The sequence below is a fragment of the Microbacterium sp. AC026 genome (genome assembly GCF_979258475.1).
Map to the genome: position 1 here is coordinate 1651426 of NZ_OZ409857.1, position 17517 is coordinate 1668942.

The following is a 17517-nucleotide window of genomic DNA, read 5'->3' on the forward strand; positions in this document are numbered from 1 at the left end:
CACTCCGACTGCTACGGCGGACTCCCGCGCGCCGACCGTGCCGGTGGCGACGACGTGCTTCCGGGCTGGATACGCTCGAACCATGCTCGAGACGCTCACCGGATTCGCCGTCGTGGGAGTCGCGATCGCACTCGGCTATGTGCTGGGCCGGATCGACCTGCTCGGACCGCACGCCCGGCACGTGCTCGGGCGTCTGATCTTCTTCGTGCTGTCGCCGTTCCTGCTCTTCACCGTGCTCGCCCACTCCGATGCGAAGATGCTCTTCTCCTCGCTGCTCCCCGTGTCGGCGATCGCGGCCGTCGCGATCATCGGGATCTACACACTCATCGCGCGGCTCTGGTGGAAGCGCCCGGTCGGAGAGACCCTGATCGGAGCGCTGTCGGCGGGGCAGGTCAACTCGAACAACATCGGCATCCCGTTGTCGCTCTACCTTCTCGGCAGCGCCGCGTACCCCGCACCGGTGGTGCTGATGCAGTTGCTGGTGTTCACCCCGATCTCGCTGACGATCCTCGACGCCGTCACGAGCGATCGCGTCTCGCTGCGCAAGACGCTCGTGCGCACGGCGACGAATCCCATCATCATCGCGTCGCTCCTCGGCACGCTCATCTCGGTGCTGGGCCTCACGGTGCCGCCCATCATCATGGAGCCGGCTCAGCTGATCGCCGATGCCGCCGTGCCGGTTCTGCTGATCAGCTACGGCATCTCCCTGCACGGCCAGCGCGTGCTCGGCGCTCCCGGCCACCGACGGGACATCATCCTCGCCACCTCGCTCAAGCTCATCGCGATGCCGCTGATCGCGTGGGTGGTGGCCGAGTTCGTCTTCGGGCTCTCGCCGGCCGAGGTGCTGATCGTCGTGATCCTCGCCGCGCTCCCGACCGCACAGAACGTCTTCAATTACTCGCAGCGCTACGACATCGGCGAGACGATCTCGCGCGACACCGTATTCCTGACCACTCTCGGCTGCCTGCCCGTGCTGATCCTCATCATGTTCCTGCTGGGCTGAGCACCGCGTCGATCCGGGACTCGCGCACGTCCGACAGCGTCAGCGGAAGATCGCGCATCACGACGACACTGTCGAACACCGCTGAGCCGGCGGGAAGAGCGTCGAAGAACGACGAGCTCATGCTGTGCAGGTGTGCGTTCTCGACCCTCCACGCGTCGGTGGTGAGCGCGACCGATTCGACGCTGCGCCCTCCCCGCGCCGCCGACCAGCCGAGCCGACCGGCGCGATAGAAGTCCGAGGCCTCGTCGATCGAGGCGAAGAGAGAGCTCAACCATGCGCCTCCCACCTCGACATCCGCGCAGAGACTGTGCTCGCCGGCATCCATCGTGACCGCGTAGCGACCATTCCCCTCCTCGATCTCGAACCTCGCTCGGCGATGCACCCCCGGGAACAACCGTCCGCCGAAGATGACCGGATGCCACGCCGAGCTGTGCCGACCGACGATGAAGACGCCTCTCTGCACGCCATCCTCGGTGTCCCACTCGACGGCGACCCGGTGGGCGGCGTTCTCGGAGCGCAGACCCCACCGGCCCCGCGCCCAGCTCGGTCGGATCGACTCCAGCCCCAGCACGCACACGCCGGCCACCGCAGACCCGTCGACGATCTGCGGGCGGAATCCCGTGGGCAGCAAGGAGGAGGCGACCTCCGGCTCGACCCGATAGGTGATCAGGAGTCGCCGACGGAGCTGAGCACGGACACCGCGGATGATCGTCATGCTCCGAATGTAGCACTGGAGCTAAATTCCTCCAAGGCCTCGGGGACGAGGTGCACGTAGGTTGTATCCGTGGACAATCCGCTCATCTACATCGCCGCGATCGGCGCGATCATCGTGCTCGCGATCCTCCTGCCCCGCTGGGTCCGTCGCTCCACCGGCGCCGCCGGCGGCAGAGCAGGGCAGCGTCACGTGGCCGACCGCCTCACCGGGATACTCGAGGAACTGGGCACGACGCTCGTGCTGCAGACGTCTGAGGCCACGGCGAGGGAGATCGTCGACGGGGTCGTGCGTCAGCAGCCACGCAAGTTCACCCCGCTCGCGAGCGGAGGCTACGGCATCCGATTCGTCGCACCGGATGACGCGATCGTGCGGGTGGTCGACGATGAGAACGGGACCCGTCTGCAGGTGGAGAGGATCCGCGAGCATCTGGGCGTTCCCAACACTTCCGAGTTCTGGTCAGACCTGCGCTCCGCCGTCTCCGCCGCAGCACGCGCTGAGGGCGTCCAGGTCTCGCCCGGGCCGCCCTTGCGGCACCGGCGCGACGATGCGACCGAGTCGTGGATCGCGGAGTAGAGAAGCCCAGTGCGTACCGGAACATCGGGTGCATCTCACAGCCGTCGCAACTAGGCTGTGTTACTGCTGATCACGCACCGGCCAGCCCACAGTCGGCCTCGCGACGGCACCATTTCTCATCACAGCTCTCCGTCCCTGTGACCTGCGCCGGAAAGGCCGACCCATGAGTGAATCCCTCGACAACGACCGGACCCCCGACTTCTTCGACAAGCTGATCGAAGAGACGCCGCGCGAGCAGTCCGGCTTCACGGCCTCGTTCCGCGGCTACGACAAGGCGGAGGTCGACTCGGCCCTCAGCACTCTGCGCAATCAGCTGAAGCAGGCGAAGGCCGACCTCGCCGCCACCGAGGCACGTCACGAGGACGCAGTCGAGGCGCTTCGCGAAGAAGAGCGCATCGCCCGCGAAGAGCTCGAGGCGGAGCTCCTCGCCACCAAGGCGAAGGCTGCCGAGACCGAGCAGCAGGTCGCCACCCTCACCAACGAGCTCGTCGACACCCCGCGCGCGGATGGCCAGGAGGCACCGTCGCGGGAGCAGTTCGAGGCGATCCTCCGGGTGGCCGAGGAGCAGGCCAACGTCCTCATCCAGAACGCCGCCGTGCAGGCCGACCGTCTGATGGCGGCCGCGCGCGAAGAGGTCACCGCACAGCGGGCCGAGGCGGATGCCGACGTCACCCGCATCATCGCGCACGCTCAGCACGACGCCGACCAGGTGCGCCTGAAGATCGACACCGAGTACACCGCCCACCAGGCGACGCTCGAGCGCGAGGCCGCTCACGCCGCAGAGCGGGTGCATCAGGCGACGCAGGAGGCCACGGCCATCCGCACCGAGGCGGAGAAGGGCGCTGCGGCGCTCCGCTCGCTCGTCACCCGGGAGACCACCCAGCTGCGCGCCGAAGCTGAGCGCGAGGTGCGCGAGATGAACGCCCGCGTCCTCGAATTCGAGGAGACGCTCACCCGTCGGCAGGACGACGCTCAGCAGGAGTTCCTGGTGCTTCACAACCAGGCCGTCGCCCACGCCGAGCGCATCACCACGGATGCCAACGAGCAGGTGGCCGCTTCGCTCGATCACGCGCAGCGCATCTCGGCGAAGGCTGACGACTACGAGCGCCTGATGCGGTCACAGGCGCAGACCATCGAAGCGGATGCTCAGGTGCGCGCCCGCGACACCCTGGACCGTGCCCGCGTGAAGTCGCAGAAGATCGTCGACTCGGTGACGGGTCACACGTCCGCCGTGCTGCGGGACGCCGAGGACCACGCGCGCCAACTGCGCTGGCAGCAGCAGCAGCTCGCCAGCTTCATGGCCGAGGTGCGCGAGCTGATCCGCCCGGAGGGCATCTTCAGCGACGAGGCATCAGCCGTCGGCTCTGCAGCAGCCGCGTCGCAGGTCGACGACGACACCGAGGCCGATACCGTCGTGGTCGAGGAAGCCGAGCTGATCGACGACTCCGACGACGCGGTCGACGAGGTCACCGGCGACGAGGAGTTCCGCGGTGACGAGGCACTGGAGGACGAGCTCCTCGACGAGAACGCCGAGACGATCGACGGCAAGATCACCATCGAGGTCGTCGAGTCCGATCAGAAGGCCTCCCGCTGAGCGACTTCTCCTGACTGACCGAGCGGGGGCGTGGGCGGATATCCGTCCACGCCCCCGCTTCGTTCACCCGTCCTGCTATCGCTCGGAGCCGTCAGCGTGCACGCTGTACCTATGACAGACAGCGTGATCGAGGTGCGGGATCTCCGCAAGGAGTACGGGGGTGCCGTCGCAGTCGACGGCGTCAGCTTCGACATCCGCCGGGGAGAGACCTTCGCTCTTCTGGGCCCGAACGGCGCGGGCAAGTCGACGACCATCGAGATCCTCGAGGGCTATCGTCACCGCACGTCCGGCGACGTGCGCGTGCTCGGTGTCGACCCCCAGCGCGGCGGTCTGGCGTGGAAGGCGCGACTGGGGATCGTTCTGCAGTCCACCGGAGAGGCCGGCAACTTCACCGTGCGGGAGCTGCTCACCGAGTTCGCCGGTTACTACCCCCACCCTCGTCCGGTCGACGAGGTGATCGCCGCCGTGGGGCTCGAGCACAAGCAGCGATCCAGAGCGGGCAAGCTGTCCGGTGGTCAGCAGCGCCGTCTCGATGTCGCCCTCGGGATCATCGGACGCCCCGAACTCCTGTTCCTCGATGAGCCGACGACCGGCTTCGATCCCGAGGCCCGACAGCAGTTCTGGCAGCTCATCCGCACCCTGAAGTCCGAGGGCACCAGCATCCTGCTGACCACTCACTATCTCGATGAGGCCGCCCGGCTGGGCGATCGCGCGGCGGTGATCACAGACGGGCGCATCGTGGCGATCGGGAAGATCGACGAGATCGGCGGGCCCGAGGCGAGGACGCCGATGGTTCGCTGGAGGGATGCCGCCGGCGTGCGCCACGAGCAGCGCACGACCGCTCCCGGCGCGGTCGTCTCCGAGCTTCAGCGAGCGGGCGGCGAGCCGGACGGCCTCGAGGTCGTGCGTCCCACTCTCGAGGACATCTACCTCGGCCTCATCCGTGAGCACGGAGCCGCATCCGATTCCGATCCGACCGCAGAGGCCCTGCGGGCAGATGTGGCGGAGTCCGCATGAGCACCACGACTGCCACGCCGAACTTCGGGCTCGCTCGCACGGTTCGCCTCGGGGTACGCCGCATCCCGTTCGAACTGCGTCAGTACTTCCGCGCCAGCGACCAGGTCTTCTTCACCTTCCTGTTCCCCACCCTCATGTACCTCATCTTCGCGACGATCTTCACGGGCGACATCGGCGAAGGGCCCGACAAGATCAGCATGGCGACGTACTACCTTCCCGGTCTCGTCGCAGGAGGCATCTTCCTCTCCGGGATGCAGGGCCTGTCGATCGAGATCGCAGTGGAGAAGAGCGACGGAACCCTCAAGCGGCTGGGCAGCACGCCGATCTCACCGGCGACGTACTTCATCGGCAAGATCGGTGAGGTCTTCGTCACCGCGATCCTGCAGATCACTCTGCTGCTGGTCGTCGCGGTCGTCCTCTATCAGGTCGAGCTGCCCTCGGATGCTGAGGCCTGGGGTCGCTTCGCCTGGGTCTTCGTGCTCGGCCTGCTCTCGTGCACGCTTCTCGGCATCGCACTGTCTGCCGTGCCGAGGTCGGGCAAGACGGCGTCCGCCGTGGTGATCCCGGTCGTGCTGCTGCTGCAGTTCATCTCCGGCGTCTACATCGCCTTCACCGCGCTGCCGGAATGGCTGCAGAACGTCGCTTCCGTCTTTCCCCTCAAGTGGATGGCTCAGGGTATGCGCGCGGCGATCCTGCCCGAGTCGTTCTCCTCGGCAGAGCCGAGCGGATCATGGGATCTCGGGCTCGTGGCGGTCGCCCTCGCCGCATGGCTCGTGGTCGGCTTCATCCTCAGCCGCGCGACGTTCCGCTGGATCCGGCGGAACTGACCGTCTGGCATGCGAACGGCCCCATCCCGAAGGATGGGGCCGTTCGATGTGCGGGTCGGCTGCGATGCCGCGAGAGTGTCTACGCCCGGACGAACTGGGCCGCTGCGGGGCAGTCGAACGGATCAGCACCGGCGGCGAGACCGACGCGGTTGAGGTACTCGATCACGATCGCGTACGACCGGCCGAGGCTGGTCTCGGTGTACGGCACGTTGTTGGCGGCGCAGTAGTCGCGCACGACCTCGCGAGCCTTCGAGAGGTGCGGGCGGGGCATGTTCGGGAACAGGTGGTGCTCGACCTGGTAGTTGAGTCCGCCCATGAGCCAGGTGGCCCACCATCCGCCACGGATGTTGCGAGAGGTGCGCACCTGCTTCGAGAAGAAGTCGAGACGGGCGTTGGGATCGATGATCGGCATGCCCTTGTGGTTCGGCGCGAAGGACGCGCCCATGTAGACGCCGAAGACGGCGAGCTGCACACCCATGAAGGCGAATGCCATGCCGAGCGGCAGCATCAGGAACACAGGCACGAGGACGATCGCGAACCGGAGGGCGATAAGGCCCAGCTCGATCCAGCGGCCCTTGGCCTTCTTGCTGGTCACCAGGTGCTTCACGCCCAGGTAGTGGAGGTTCAGGCCCTCGAGCGTCAGCAGCGGGAAGAACAGCCACCCCTGCTTGCGCGTGATCAGACGGACGATACCGCGGGACTGCGCGGCGTCGGTCTCGAGGAACGAGATCGTGTCGACCTCGATGTCGGGGTCCTTGCCGACCTGGTTCGGGTTGCCGTGGTGCTTGGTGTGCTTGGAGTCCCACCAGGAATAGCTGATTCCCACCACGCCGGCGGCGAGGATGCGGGCGAGGCGGAAGTTCGCCGGGCCCGTGGAGAGGATCTGACGATGCGCGGCCTCATGGGCCAGGAACGCCACCTGCGTGAGGATGATGCCGAGAGCCCCGGCCATCAGGAGCTGGAGCCAGCTGTCGCCGAGAAGGATGAAGCCGGTGATGACTCCGCCCAGAGCCACGGCGATGCCGGCGGCCACGAAGATGTAGAACCATCCGGCGCGCTGGAGGAGGCCGGTTTCGCGGATGACCTGCGAGACCTGCTTGTAGGCGTGGGTCATCGGAGGAATGTCCGCATTGCCCGAATACGTCTGACGTACCGGTCCGAGAACTGCGTCGGTCTTTTCGACCTGTGAAATGGAGATGTTGCTCTCCCGTCGATCGGAGCCCTTGAGCTGATGTGAAGCCCAAGGCAGATCGCCGAACGCTTAACTCAGGCTAACCCTGCCCTCATGCGATTTGGGGAATACATCAGCATCCCTTGACGATTCACAGTTCCCCCGCATGGAACGGTCAGGCGCGTGCGCGACGCGGTCGGCTGCGGAGGGCGCGGCGAAAGGGAGAGGTGAGGCTGCGCGGGCGAGATCTCGGCGCATTCGCGCTCTCGAGGGCGTCACGGGCGGCATCCAGCGACTCGAACGAGCCGAGGTCGTCACCGCGCTGGTCGCGGGCGACATGCGCGGTGCCGTCGAATTCGACGAACCCGGCGAACTCGCCGCCGCGGGTCGCGACGTGCACATCTGTGTCGGCCTGTTTCCAGGTCAACGGATCGGAAGGAGGAAAAGTGGTCGTGCTCATGGTGATACTCATTGCTGTGTGACGGGCACGCGTTGTCGCGACCCGCAAGATGTGAGATCGAAGGCGGATGCCGCGCGCATCGATGCGCTTGGTCCGTAATGGCCCTGATCAGTGGCTCCGTGGTGGCCTAGAGGGCGGCCAGAACTCACGTTGCTCCATCAGTCTAGCAGGTCGGCGCCGCGCACGCGGGCCTCCGCCTCAGCGGGCTCCCACACGCGCCGTGGATGACCGGACGATCCAGCCACGATCCAGCGCCCCTCGGGCTCCGGCTGCGGGGCCTCAGCGGCTTTCGAGCCGTCCGGCTCCTCCCCCGCACCCCACGCCTCGCGGATGATCTGCCTCGGGTCGTACTGCCGAGGATCCACGGCGGTCCATTCCTGGCGGATGCTCGCCACTCCGGCCTCCTGCTCGGCTCGCCGCGCCGCCTCGCCGACGGTGAGCGTCACCCGGCGGACGAGGGCGCCGAGACGGCCCGCATAGTCCGGCAGTCGCCGAGGACCGATGATCACGGCTGCGATCAGCGCGACGAGGAACAGCTTCTCGATCGTGAGTCCGAACATCGTCATGCCTCCGTCGTGCCGACGGCCGACTCCCCGACCCTGCGGTCATGCAGCCATGCGAGCAGCAGGGCGATCAGGAACAGCAGGGTCATGGGGATCGCGATCAGGAACATCGACAGCACGTCGGCCGCGGGGGTCACGACCGCACTGAAGAGGACGATCGCGACGACGACGAGACGCCAGCTCCGCGCGATCGCCGCCGCCGACACGACACCGAGCAGGTTGAGCATCACGACGAACACCGGGAGCACGAAGGCGACCCCGGTCGCGAGCACGATCTTGAGGATGAAGTCGACGTAGTACGACGCCTGCAGCAGCGTGCTGTCCTCGGTCGAGGCGAAGCTCGCGAGCAGCTCGACCATGTGGGGGAAGAGAAGGAAGCCCATCAGGCATCCGCCGACGAACAGCGGAACGGATGCCGCCAGGAAGCCGAACGTGTACCTCTTCTCTCTGGTGGTCAGACCCGGAGCGAGGAACGCGAGCAGCTCGTGCATCCAGACGGGACTCGACAGCGCGACACCGGCGAAGAGCGCGATCTTGAGCCGAAGGTCGAAAGCCCCGGTGATGCTGTCGTAGTTGAGGCTCGCATCGCGCGATTCGGCGAGCGCACTGATCGGTGCTCGCACGACCTCGAGGATCTGGTCCGAGAGGAGATACCCGGCGACCACCCCGGTCAGGAGCGCCGCCGTCGCACGGAACGAGCGCGTGCGCGCCTCCCGCAGGTGCGAGGACAGCGGCATCCTGGCCAGGGCGGGCGCGGTGCTCGCCTCGACGGCATCAGCGGCGAGCGAGGACACGGTTTACTCCGCGGGCCGCAGGACGGGCTGCGGGAGGTCTGCGGACTCCCGAGCGTCGACACGGTCCCGGCCCCTCGGCGTCGGCTCGACCCGTGCCTCGTTCGAAGGGTCGGCGACCTCCGATCTGAGGATGCGCATCGACTGGCCGACGCTCTTGGCGAGGGCGGGGAGCTTCGCGGCGCCGAAGACGAGGACGACGATCGCGAGGATGATCAGGGCGTGCCACCCTGTGAGGTTCTGGAGCATGGTCTCTGTTCTTTCGCGTGGAGGGGTTGTCGGGGTTCGGGTTCAGTCGGACGGCGGCTCGCCGCCACCACCGGGGCCGCCCGCGCCGCCCGACGGCGCGGAGCCTGCGCTGGGCGTCGTGGCCGTGTCGACGCCGACCACGAGCGTCGCGGTGTATCCGCTGCCGCCGCCGGTGACAGTGGCCAGCTGAAGGGCGCCGGAGTCGTCGCCGAAGACGTTGTCGCCGGAGAGGCTCGTCTGCGACAGGTTCTGCGTCGAGCCCGGATAGCGGGAATCGGCGTAGACGGTGGCGCAGACATCTTCGGGCAGTGCCAGCTGGGACGTGGCGATGGCGTTGGCCGAGTCGGTGATCGAGGCGAGGTCGGGGTAGACCTCGAAGTGGATGTGCGGCCAGCGGCCCGAGTAGCAGCCGGGGAAGATCGACGTGAACGAGACCTTCCCCTCGGCATCCGCCACCTGCACTCCTCGGAGGTAGGTGACATCCTCGAGCCCCGACGAGTACATCGAGTACTCCCCCTCAGCCGTGCAGTGCCATGCGTACACCGCGACGCCCTCGAAGGGGACGCTGCCGTTCGCGAGGTCGACCACCTGGAACTCGAAGGTCAGCGGGATGCCGTCGGCTGTCGCCGACCCGTCGATCGACGTCGTGATGTCCTGTCGCACGATGCCCGAATCCTCGAGGACGTCCGGTCCGTTCGATCCGTCTCCGGGGTAGGGACCTGCGGTCTCGTCGGGTATCTCGCCGGCCGCTGTCGCGGTCGACGATCCGGACGTCGTCCCCGTATCGCTCGTCGATGTCGACTCGCTCGTGCTGCCACTGCCCGACGGGGCGCACGCGGCGAGCACCATCGCGCCCACCCCGAGTCCGGCGAGTCCGAGAATGCCGCGGCGCGTCACCAGGGTGCGGATGTCGAAGGCGGCGCCCTGATCCACGACCTCCTCATCGGTACGGTCGAGCAGCCGCCCCTCGTAGGTCGGGCCCTCAGGGGTCTGTACGGGTTCGGGAATGCGGCTCATGATCGTGCTCCTCTCGATGTGGATGGGTGTCGATGTACCCATGGTCACGGAGGAGCCGATCAGCGAGCTATGCCGCGTCTATGCAGAATCTATGGCTCTCGACGCACCGGCGGATGGAGGACGAGGACGACCACGATCACCACGAGAACGAGGGCGCTGACCGCGACAGGGATGGGCAGCACGGCGTCGAGGAGGACGACAGCCGCACCGACCGGCACGACGGTGTTCACCACCCTGTCGGCGTTCTCGCGGATCGCGATCCACCAGACGCCGAGCAGGAAGATCGCGATCGGGATGGTCACGGTGAACGACGCCTGGATGGTGGAGAGATGGCTCTCCCCTATCAGGACGTCGAGTTCGACCTCGATGCCCGCTGAGAAGGCGGCGGCCGCGGCGAAGACGAGATAGTGCGTGTACCCGTAGCGGAGCGAGCGGCCGAACGTCGTGATCGCCCTGTGGTGCGGCGCCCAGAAGTAGATCCACCAGAGAGAAGCGGTCACGACCAAGGTCAGCACGGAGATCGAGATGAGAGGGACGAAGGAGTCGAGTTCGTTCTTCGCGTCGATGATCGCATTGGCGGAGGCGAGGAGGCTCTCGCCGAGCACGATCAGGGTGAACAGCCCGTAGCGCTCGGTGATGTGATGCGGATGCCAGGGCGTCTGTCTGCGGCGCTCGGCGAACACGGGCACGCTGACCTCGACGAGAGCGAAGACCACGAAGACCACGAGCTGGAGGGGGCCCGACGGGATGAGCAGGAACAGCACCCAGAGCACCTGCACACCGGCGATCCCGATGGCGTACCGACGCGCGGCGGCCTTGAGATCTCCCGCACCGCGGGACGCCCGGAGCCACTGCGCGATCATGGCCACGCGCATGACGATGTAGCCGATCACCGGGACGGTGAAGTCCCCCTCCTCGAACGCCGCAGGGATGCCGGCAGCGAGCACGAGCACTCCGCCCATCTGGATGATGGTGGTGACGCGATACAACCAGTCGTCTGTGTCGAAGGAGGTGGCGAACCAGGTGAAGTTCATCCACGCCCACCACACCGCGAAGAACACCATCGCGTAGGAGGTGATTCCGTGCACGAAGTCGCCGTGGCTCAGCGCGTGGTGCAGTTGGGCCGAGGCGATGCTCACCGCGACGACGAAGACGAGATCGAAGAACAGCTCGAGCGTGCTGGCCGTGCGATGAGGCTGAGCCGGATCCCTCGGCAGCATGCGGCTGAGATGGAATCGAGGCGCTGAAGTGGTGGTCACGCGGTCAGAATATCGGGGGCCATTCTCCGACTAAGCAGATGTACCGGAATACAGGTTGATCCACTCCCGTGAATTATCTTCCCCTGAACGTTTGGTTCCGCTAGAGTGAACGAAGTCTGCAGTGCCTGCTGCCAGCACCACCGTGTGGGACGGTGACCGCAACCCGTGATGTGGGATCACGGATGCAGCAGGACCCGAGGGGTCGGGAACGCAGACGATGCCATGGACGTGGGGTCCGTGGTCTGGGGAATATCTGGGGATAACTATGGCGCACTGGGGAATTCTGCGTACATTCAAGGCTCAAGGGGCCTCGGCATGACTTCCGTCGAGGATGCTCTGAGCATCACTCGCGCGGGTTCGGTCTTCACGCCGGTCTCTGCTCCGCGAGCCGCGAAGTCGGTCACGCGCACGGTGGTCACACCGCGCGTGTCCGCAACGCTGGAGCGACGTCGCCAGTGGGAGCGGCGTTATCGGATGCGACTGCGGATCACGGATGCTGGGGTCATCCTGTTCGCGGTCGGAATCACAGCAGCGGTCCAGATGATGACCGGTGTCGCAGGGGAAGAGGCCCTGCGCAACGGCATTCTGCTGGCCACGCTCTGGTATCTGATGCTCGGCGCGCTGCACACCCGTGACGCAGCGCTGTTCCGCGCCAGCGCCACCGAGTACCGCGGTGTGGCACACGCGAGTGGATTGGCGTTCGGGATCATCGCCATGCTCAGCGTCGTGCTCGGCTGGCAGACGATGCAGCTCGTGCTGTTGGTCGGCCTGCCGCTCGGTGTCCTCACGCTGCTCGTCACGCGCTGGGCGTGGCGGCACTGGCTGACGGCGCAGCGTGCGCGAGGTCGTTTCGCCTCGCGCACGCTCGTCGTCGGCAACCGCGACGACGTCGAGTACGTCATCCGCACCCTGCACCCGATCGGCGCCTCCGGGTACCAGGTGGTGGGCGCGACGCTGCTCGACGGCAACGCGCGAGATGTCGAAGCACGCGGCGAGCAGTTCCCCGTGCTCGGCAACGTCAACTCCGTCTCCACCGTGGCTGCCGAACTGGGCGCCGACACGATCATCGTCGCAAGCCGCCCAGACGGCGAGCCCGACTTCGTGAAGCACCTCAGCTGGCAGCTCGAGGGCACCGCCGCAGAGCTCGTGCTCTCGAGCCGCCTCACCGATGTCGCGGGCCCGCGCATCTCCTTCGCTCCTGTCGAAGGTCTTCCGCTGATCCAGGTGCAGATCCCCTCGTACGAGGGCGGTCAGCACGTGCTGAAGCGCGCACTCGACATCGCCGTCGCGTCCGTCGCTCTCATCCCGATCGCACTCATCACGCCGATCCTCGCGCTCCTCGTCAAGCTGGACTCGCCCGGACCGCTGTTCTTCTCGCAGGAGCGTGTCGGTCGCGACGGTCGCACCTTCAAGATCATGAAGTTCCGCTCGATGAAGACCGACGCCGAGCAGCAACTCGCGACGCTCAAGGAGCAGAACCAGGGAGCGGGCCTGCTGTTCAAGATGAAGGACGACCCCCGCGTCACGCGGGTGGGCAGGATCCTGCGCAAGCTGTCTCTCGACGAGCTGCCGCAGTTCTGGAACGTCCTCATCGGCGACATGAGCGTCGTGGGTCCGCGCCCGCCGCTGCCCACCGAGGTCACCGCCTACGACGGCACCGTGTTCCGTCGGCTCTACATCAAGCCGGGCATCACGGGCCTGTGGCAGGTCTCCGGGCGCAGCGATCTCTCGTGGGACGAGAGCGTTCGCCTCGACCTGCGCTACGTCGAGAACTGGTCGGTCATGAACGACCTGCAGATCATGTGGCGCACCGCCAAGGTCATGGTCCAGCCCAGCGGGGCATACTAGGTACAGAACACTGTGGTTCGGTCTGCCGGGGAGGCGGATGCAGGGCCGTGATGCAGTGAAATGGGTGCGGGAGCACCCGACATGAGGGGGAAATCACCGTGCCATCAACCGTTCGGATACTTGGCACCCACGGCGTTCCTGCCGCCTATGGCGGCTTCGAGACGGCGGCCGAGAACGTCGGTCTGTATCTTCGCGATCAGGGGTGGAACGTCATCGTCTACTGCCAGCTCCCGGGCGAGGGTCCGACCACGGTCGACGACTGGAACGGTCTCCAGCGCGTGCTCGTGCACGAGCCACGTGAAGGCTGGAAGGGCACGTCGGCATTCGACCTGACCACGATCCGTCACGCGATGCGCGAGCACATCGACGGCGACGTCTGGCTGACCTTCGGCTACAACACCGGTGTCTTCGACGTCTTCCCGCGGCTTCGGCGGATCCCCAACGTCATCAACATGGACGGCATGGAGTGGACACGCAAGCGCTGGGGCATCGTCAAGCAGGGAATCCTGCTGGCGAACGAGCGTCTCGCCGGCTGGGTCGGCGATGTGCTGATCGCCGACCACCCCGTGATCGCGACGTATCTGCGGCGCCACTTCGGCACGCGGCGCGTTCAGACCATCACCTATGGCGCCCACGAGGTCGTCGATGCTCCGACCGCACCCGTCGAGGAACTCGGCCTCGTGCCCGGCAGGTATGCGACCGTCGTCTGCCGACCGATCCCCGAGAACTCCGTTCTCGAGATCGTGCAGGCGTGGTCGGCCACCTCACGGGGAATGCCGTTGGTGGTCGTCGGCCCCTACGGCGAGGACGACCCTTACCACGTGGCTGTGCGGGCGGCGGCATCCGATGAGGTGCTCTTCCCCGGTGCCATCTTCGAGCCGGAGCGGATGCGGTCGCTCCGGTTCCACTCCGCTCTCTATCTGCACGGTCACACTGTCGGTGGGACCAACCCCTCGCTCGTCGAGGCCATGGCCGCAGGCAACCCCGTGATCGCTCACGACAACTCTTACAACACCTGGGTCGCAGGACCCGACAACGCCTACTTCACCGGAGCCGACGATCTCGCCGGCCTGCTCGACGACGTGCTCTCCGATGACAGCAGACGGCAGCGCATGGGCGCCGCCAGCCGCGACAGGTTCCACGCGGAATTCACCTGGACCAAGATCGGCGCCGAGTACGAGAAGGCGCTACAGACGGCACTCGCGCGACGAGGCCACACGCATCAGCAGACAGGGGTAAACGCATGATCGATGTCGCGGTAGTCGGACTGGGGAAGATGGGACTGTCCCACCTGTCGATGATCAAGGCCCACCCAGACGTGAATCTCGTCGGAGTGTGCGATGCGACGGGGTACCTTCTCGACATCCTCGCGAAGTACACGGGGGTCACGACATACAAGGACCTCGACAAGATGCTCGACGAGGCTCGTCCGCAGGCAATCATCATCGCGACGCCGACGCACCTGCACGCCGGCATGATCCGGCGGGCGCTCGAACGCGGCATCCACGTGTTCTGCGAGAAGCCTCTCGTCATCGACCCCGCTGACAGCATCGAGCTCACCGCACTCGCCGAGCAGAAGGGTCTGGTCACACAGGTCGGTTACCACAATCGGTTCGTCGGCGCCTTCCGCGAAGTCAAGCGACTCCTCGACCTCGACGCGATCGGCACCGTGAACACCGCGCTCGCCGAGGCGTACGGCCCCGTCGTGCTCAAGCCCGCCGGGCGCACCTGGCGAAGCGAGCGAGCGACCGGTGGAGGGTGCCTCTACGACTACGCGGCGCATCCGCTCAACCTCCTCACCTGGTACCTGGGCACACCGGAGTCGGTGAGCGGCAGTCAGCTGACGAGCATCTTCTCCGCCCAGATCGACGACGCTGTCGCGAGCACTCTGCACTACCCCGACGGCACGGCGCAGATCATCTCCAACTGGTCTGACGAGTCGCAGCGCAAGATGACCACCAAGATCACGCTGTGGGGCACCAACGGTCGCATCTACGCAGACCGCCAGGAGATCCACGTCTACCTGCGAGACACGGCGACGATCCCCGAGGGATACCGTGTCGGTTGGAACGTCCGATACACCACCGAGCTCACCGAGGCACCGTGGTTCTATCTGCGCGGCGAGGAGTACAGCGCCCAGCTCGACTCGTTCGTGCAGCGTGCGCAGGCCGGTGCGTCCGCCGGCACGAACGACTTCGCGTCGGCCGCGGTCACCGACAGGGTGATCTCCATGATCAGCGAGGACGCGGTGCGCGAGGACTCGCGCCTCACCTCTGACGCAGCATCCGATCTCGCAGTGAACACCGCACCGAAGGGGCGCATCGCGGCGGCATTGACCGCGCTGCGCGGAGGGAAATGACCATGACGACAACCACTCGAACGATGGACCGGCTGCTGTTCGGTGACAACCAGTTCTTCGGCGTCAATCACATGTCAGAAGAGAAGGCACGGGCGCAGCAGATGCGCTTCCAGGACACAGACGCCATCATGAGCGTCCTGGACGCCGCGTACGACGAGGGTGTCCACACCTTCATGTGCACCACTCACGACCGGATCGCCGAGGTGACGGACCACGTCCGCGCGCACCCCGATCGTTACTCGGACATGACCTTCTTCCCGTGTATGCCGTATGCGCACAAGTACGCCAATGCGGTGACGGAAGACGGCTTCCTCGGCGCAATCCGCAAGTTCCTCCCGGAGGAGGGACTCCTCGACAGCATCGCTCGCGGCACCTCCTCGCTCGCCCGCAAAGACATCGAGGGCGTGACGACGCTGCTCATCGACGCCGAGATGAAGATGTTCGAGGGCCTCGACACCCCCGTCATCTGGCTTCAGAACGTGGTCGTCGATTTGCTCTCGGGGCTGGGCTTCACCGACGCGTTCCGCATCTTCGCCGATCACGTGCGCAAGCGCTACAACGCGGAACCCGGTTTCATCACGATGAACCTGCCTCGCCTGCTCGACGACCTCGACAAGGCCGGCGTCGAGAACCCGATCGTGTGCTCGAACATCAACAAGCTCGGCTTCCGTATGTCCGGGGGCGTCGACGCGTACCGCGAGGCGATGGACAAGCGCCCGTTCCGCGCGGTCGCGATGTCGGTGTATGCCAGCGGTGCCATCCCGCCGCGGGAGGCCATCGAATGGGTGACCTCGCTACCGAACCTCGAGTCGATCGTCTTCGGCGCATCGAGCAGGGCGAACATCGCGTCGACAGTGAGTCTCGTCGACGAATACTGGCCGCAGCGCTGACATGCCCACCGGTGATCCCAACGTCGTCCTGATCGCGAACCCCGGTGCCGACCTCTACGGCTCGGATCGGATGGTGCTCGAGACCGTGCGGGCTCTCGTAGGTGCGGGGCGACGAGTCGTCGTCACCGTGCCGGCTTCGGGACCTCTCGTGCCGCTGCTCACGCAGGCGGGTGCCGAGGTGGTCGAATGCTCGACTCCCATCGTGCGCAAGGGCCTGTTGAGTCCGCGCGGGCTGATCAGCCTGTTCGTCACCGCTCTGAGGTCGATCGGACCGGGCCTCCGACTGATCCGGCGCGTCGACCCCGGCGCCGTGATCGTGAACACGATCACTCCCCCGCTGTGGATCGCCCTGGCCCGGTGGAGCCGCCGGCTGACCGTGTGCCATGTCCATGAGGGTGAAGGCTCCGTGTCGGGCATCCTGCGACGCGCGCTCTATCTTCCACTCGTGTTCAGCCATCGGGTGATCGCGAACAGCGATTTCACAAGGCGTGTCCTCGCCGAGGCCGCGCCTCGGGTGCGCTCGCGCACTGTGGTGGTGCACAATGCCGTTCCGAGGCCGCCAGAGGTCGTGCCACCGCGTTCGTCCCTCGTCGCGCCGACCCGCCTTCTGTACGTCGGTCGTCTCTCTCACCGCAAGGGTGTGCATGTCGCGGTCGATGCGCTCGACATCCTCGTCCGCGGTCGCCGGGACGCCCGCCTCGACATCGTCGGAGCCGTCTTCCCGGGCAACGAGTCCTACCTCGAGGAGCTGCACGCTCGCATCGAGCAGCGCGGACTCGGCGAGCGCGTATCCTTCCTCGGCTTCAAGGCCTCCGTGTGGGACGACCTGGCCCGCACAGATCTCTCGCTCGTCACCTCTTTGGTCGACGAGACGTTCGGGAACACCGCTGTCGAGGCCGCGCTGTCCGCGCGCCCCGCAGTCGTGAGCAGGGTCGGGGTCTGCCCGAGGCTGTCAGCGCCTCCCAGAGCGCCACGCTCGTCACCCCCGGCGACGCCGCCGAACTGGCTGCGACCATCGCCGCGAAGATCGACGACTGGCCCGCGCAGGCTCGGCTCGCACTGGCGGATTCCGTCGCCGTTGCTGAGGCGTTCTCGACTGCGCGCTATTCGGACGGCATCCTGGCCGCGCTTGCCCTGAAGGTCTAGCGAACTCTATCCACAGGTCTCTTGTCCCCCATCCG

Annotated in this window: 18 protein-coding genes; 10 read left to right on the forward strand and 8 right to left on the reverse strand. The window is 66.5% G+C overall.

The window, feature by feature from the left end:
• The first annotated feature begins 82 nt into the window (after positions 1-82).
• Positions 83-1003 carry an AEC family transporter gene (locus ACZZ93_RS08300; protein ID WP_463510848.1) on the forward strand — a complete coding sequence of 307 codons (921 nt, stop codon included), beginning with the start codon at positions 83-85 and terminating at the stop codon, positions 1001-1003.
• On the opposite strand, the gene ACZZ93_RS08305 is transcribed toward ACZZ93_RS08300, so the two are convergent.
• Positions 984-1718: a DUF2071 domain-containing protein gene (locus ACZZ93_RS08305; RefSeq protein WP_463510849.1), complete on the reverse strand. Its 735-nt coding sequence runs from the start codon at positions 1716-1718 to the stop codon at positions 984-986. The two genes, ACZZ93_RS08300 and ACZZ93_RS08305, sit on opposite strands and share 20 nt — an antisense overlap.
• A gap of 69 nt (positions 1719-1787) precedes the next feature.
• On the opposite strand from ACZZ93_RS08305, the gene ACZZ93_RS08310 reads away from it, so the two are divergent.
• The 4 genes from ACZZ93_RS08310 to ACZZ93_RS08325 all read left to right on the forward strand — a co-directional run bounded on the left by ACZZ93_RS08310 (position 1788) and on the right by ACZZ93_RS08325 (position 5729).
• The gene (locus tag ACZZ93_RS08310; protein WP_431738718.1) at positions 1788-2291 is read left to right on the forward strand and encodes a hypothetical protein; all 504 of its coding nucleotides are present in this window, start codon (positions 1788-1790) and stop codon (positions 2289-2291) included.
• A 163-nt stretch (positions 2292-2454) separates the two neighbouring features.
• Positions 2455-3885, forward strand: a complete 1431-nt coding sequence (locus ACZZ93_RS08315) for a cell division initiation protein (RefSeq protein ID WP_463510850.1) — start codon at positions 2455-2457, stop codon at positions 3883-3885.
• Positions 3886-3996: 111 nt separating this feature from the next.
• The gene (locus ACZZ93_RS08320; protein ID WP_463510851.1) at positions 3997-4902 is read left to right on the forward strand and encodes an ABC transporter ATP-binding protein; all 906 of its coding nucleotides are present in this window, start codon (positions 3997-3999) and stop codon (positions 4900-4902) included.
• The gene (locus ACZZ93_RS08325; protein ID WP_053098711.1) at positions 4899-5729 is read left to right on the forward strand and encodes an ABC transporter permease; all 831 of its coding nucleotides are present in this window, start codon (positions 4899-4901) and stop codon (positions 5727-5729) included. Before ACZZ93_RS08320 ends, ACZZ93_RS08325 begins: the two co-directional genes overlap by 4 nt.
• Before the next feature lie 79 nt (positions 5730-5808).
• Here the strand turns inward: ACZZ93_RS08325 and ACZZ93_RS08330 are convergent, their stop codons facing one another.
• The 7 genes from ACZZ93_RS08330 to ACZZ93_RS08360 all read right to left on the reverse strand — a co-directional run bounded on the left by ACZZ93_RS08330 (position 5809) and on the right by ACZZ93_RS08360 (position 11200).
• Positions 5809-6927, reverse strand: coding sequence for a fatty acid desaturase family protein (locus ACZZ93_RS08330; protein ID WP_053098710.1), 1119 nt, complete (start codon positions 6925-6927; stop codon positions 5809-5811).
• Positions 6928-7075: 148 nt separating this feature from the next.
• A complete protein-coding gene (locus ACZZ93_RS08335; RefSeq protein ID WP_150115151.1) occupies positions 7076-7360 on the reverse strand; it encodes a hypothetical protein in 285 nt (94 codons plus the stop codon).
• 158 nt (positions 7361-7518) lie between these two features.
• Positions 7519-7926 carry a Sec-independent protein translocase subunit TatA/TatB gene (locus tag ACZZ93_RS08340; RefSeq protein WP_463510852.1) on the reverse strand — a complete coding sequence of 136 codons (408 nt, stop codon included), beginning with the start codon at positions 7924-7926 and terminating at the stop codon, positions 7519-7521.
• Positions 7923-8717, reverse strand: a complete 795-nt coding sequence (gene tatC / locus ACZZ93_RS08345; RefSeq protein WP_320491445.1) for a twin-arginine translocase subunit TatC — start codon at positions 8715-8717, stop codon at positions 7923-7925. The genes ACZZ93_RS08340 and tatC overlap by 4 nt, the downstream gene beginning before the upstream one ends.
• A gap of 3 nt (positions 8718-8720) precedes the next feature.
• Positions 8721-8963: a twin-arginine translocase TatA/TatE family subunit gene (locus ACZZ93_RS08350; protein ID WP_463510853.1), complete on the reverse strand. Its 243-nt coding sequence runs from the start codon at positions 8961-8963 to the stop codon at positions 8721-8723.
• 42 nt (positions 8964-9005) lie between these two features.
• Entirely contained in the window at positions 9006-9980 is a 975-nt protein-coding gene (locus ACZZ93_RS08355) for an intradiol ring-cleavage dioxygenase (protein ID WP_463510854.1), read from the reverse strand.
• 89 nt (positions 9981-10069) lie between these two features.
• Positions 10070-11200, reverse strand: a complete 1131-nt coding sequence (locus ACZZ93_RS08360; protein ID WP_463511732.1) for a low temperature requirement protein A — start codon at positions 11198-11200, stop codon at positions 10070-10072.
• Between the two features lie 354 nt (positions 11201-11554).
• Between ACZZ93_RS08360 and ACZZ93_RS08365 the strand changes: the two genes are divergently transcribed.
• From ACZZ93_RS08365 to ACZZ93_RS08385, 5 genes are all read left to right on the forward strand, one after another.
• Complete coding sequence (locus ACZZ93_RS08365; RefSeq protein WP_053098704.1) at positions 11555-13087, forward strand: sugar transferase; 1533 nt, start codon at positions 11555-11557, stop codon at positions 13085-13087.
• Between the two features lie 98 nt (positions 13088-13185).
• Positions 13186-14334 carry a DUF1972 domain-containing protein gene (locus ACZZ93_RS08370; protein ID WP_053098703.1) on the forward strand — a complete coding sequence of 383 codons (1149 nt, stop codon included), beginning with the start codon at positions 13186-13188 and terminating at the stop codon, positions 14332-14334.
• Complete coding sequence (locus tag ACZZ93_RS08375) at positions 14331-15446, forward strand: Gfo/Idh/MocA family protein (RefSeq protein ID WP_053098702.1); 1116 nt, start codon at positions 14331-14333, stop codon at positions 15444-15446. The genes ACZZ93_RS08370 and ACZZ93_RS08375 overlap by 4 nt, the downstream gene beginning before the upstream one ends.
• A 2-nt stretch (positions 15447-15448) precedes the next feature.
• Positions 15449-16336, forward strand: a complete 888-nt coding sequence (locus ACZZ93_RS08380) for a hypothetical protein (RefSeq protein ID WP_200955152.1) — start codon at positions 15449-15451, stop codon at positions 16334-16336.
• A 1-nt stretch (position 16337) separates the two neighbouring features.
• Positions 16338-17474, forward strand: a complete 1137-nt coding sequence (locus ACZZ93_RS08385; protein WP_463510855.1) for a glycosyltransferase family 4 protein — start codon at positions 16338-16340, stop codon at positions 17472-17474.
• Positions 17475-17517 lie beyond the last annotated feature (43 nt).

Bases quoted from the DNA above. Each gene is read 5' to 3' on its own strand.
- ACZZ93_RS08380 (WP_200955152.1), top strand. From the start codon at position 15,449: ATGACGACAACCACTCGAACGATGGACCGGCTGCTGTTCGGTGACAAC.
- ACZZ93_RS08375 (WP_053098702.1), top strand. From the start codon at position 14,331: ATGATCGATGTCGCGGTAGTCGGACTGGGGAAGATGGGACTGTCCCAC.
- ACZZ93_RS08355 (WP_463510854.1), bottom strand. From the start codon at position 9,980: ATGAGCCGCATTCCCGAACCCGTACAGACCCCTGAGGGCCCGACCTAC.
- ACZZ93_RS08365 (WP_053098704.1), top strand. From the start codon at position 11,555: ATGACTTCCGTCGAGGATGCTCTGAGCATCACTCGCGCGGGTTCGGTC.
- ACZZ93_RS08300 (WP_463510848.1), top strand. From the start codon at position 83: ATGCTCGAGACGCTCACCGGATTCGCCGTCGTGGGAGTCGCGATCGCA.
- ACZZ93_RS08350 (WP_463510853.1), bottom strand. From the start codon at position 8,963: ATGCTCCAGAACCTCACAGGGTGGCACGCCCTGATCATCCTCGCGATC.
- ACZZ93_RS08320 (WP_463510851.1), top strand. From the start codon at position 3,997: ATGACAGACAGCGTGATCGAGGTGCGGGATCTCCGCAAGGAGTACGGG.
- ACZZ93_RS08315 (WP_463510850.1), top strand. From the start codon at position 2,455: ATGAGTGAATCCCTCGACAACGACCGGACCCCCGACTTCTTCGACAAG.
- ACZZ93_RS08360 (WP_463511732.1), bottom strand. From the start codon at position 11,200: ATGCTGCCGAGGGATCCGGCTCAGCCTCATCGCACGGCCAGCACGCTC.
- ACZZ93_RS08340 (WP_463510852.1), bottom strand. From the start codon at position 7,926: ATGACGATGTTCGGACTCACGATCGAGAAGCTGTTCCTCGTCGCGCTG.
- ACZZ93_RS08385 (WP_463510855.1), top strand. From the start codon at position 16,338: ATGCCCACCGGTGATCCCAACGTCGTCCTGATCGCGAACCCCGGTGCC.
- ACZZ93_RS08305 (WP_463510849.1), bottom strand. From the start codon at position 1,718: ATGACGATCATCCGCGGTGTCCGTGCTCAGCTCCGTCGGCGACTCCTG.
- ACZZ93_RS08325 (WP_053098711.1), top strand. From the start codon at position 4,899: ATGAGCACCACGACTGCCACGCCGAACTTCGGGCTCGCTCGCACGGTT.
- ACZZ93_RS08335 (WP_150115151.1), bottom strand. From the start codon at position 7,360: ATGAGCACGACCACTTTTCCTCCTTCCGATCCGTTGACCTGGAAACAG.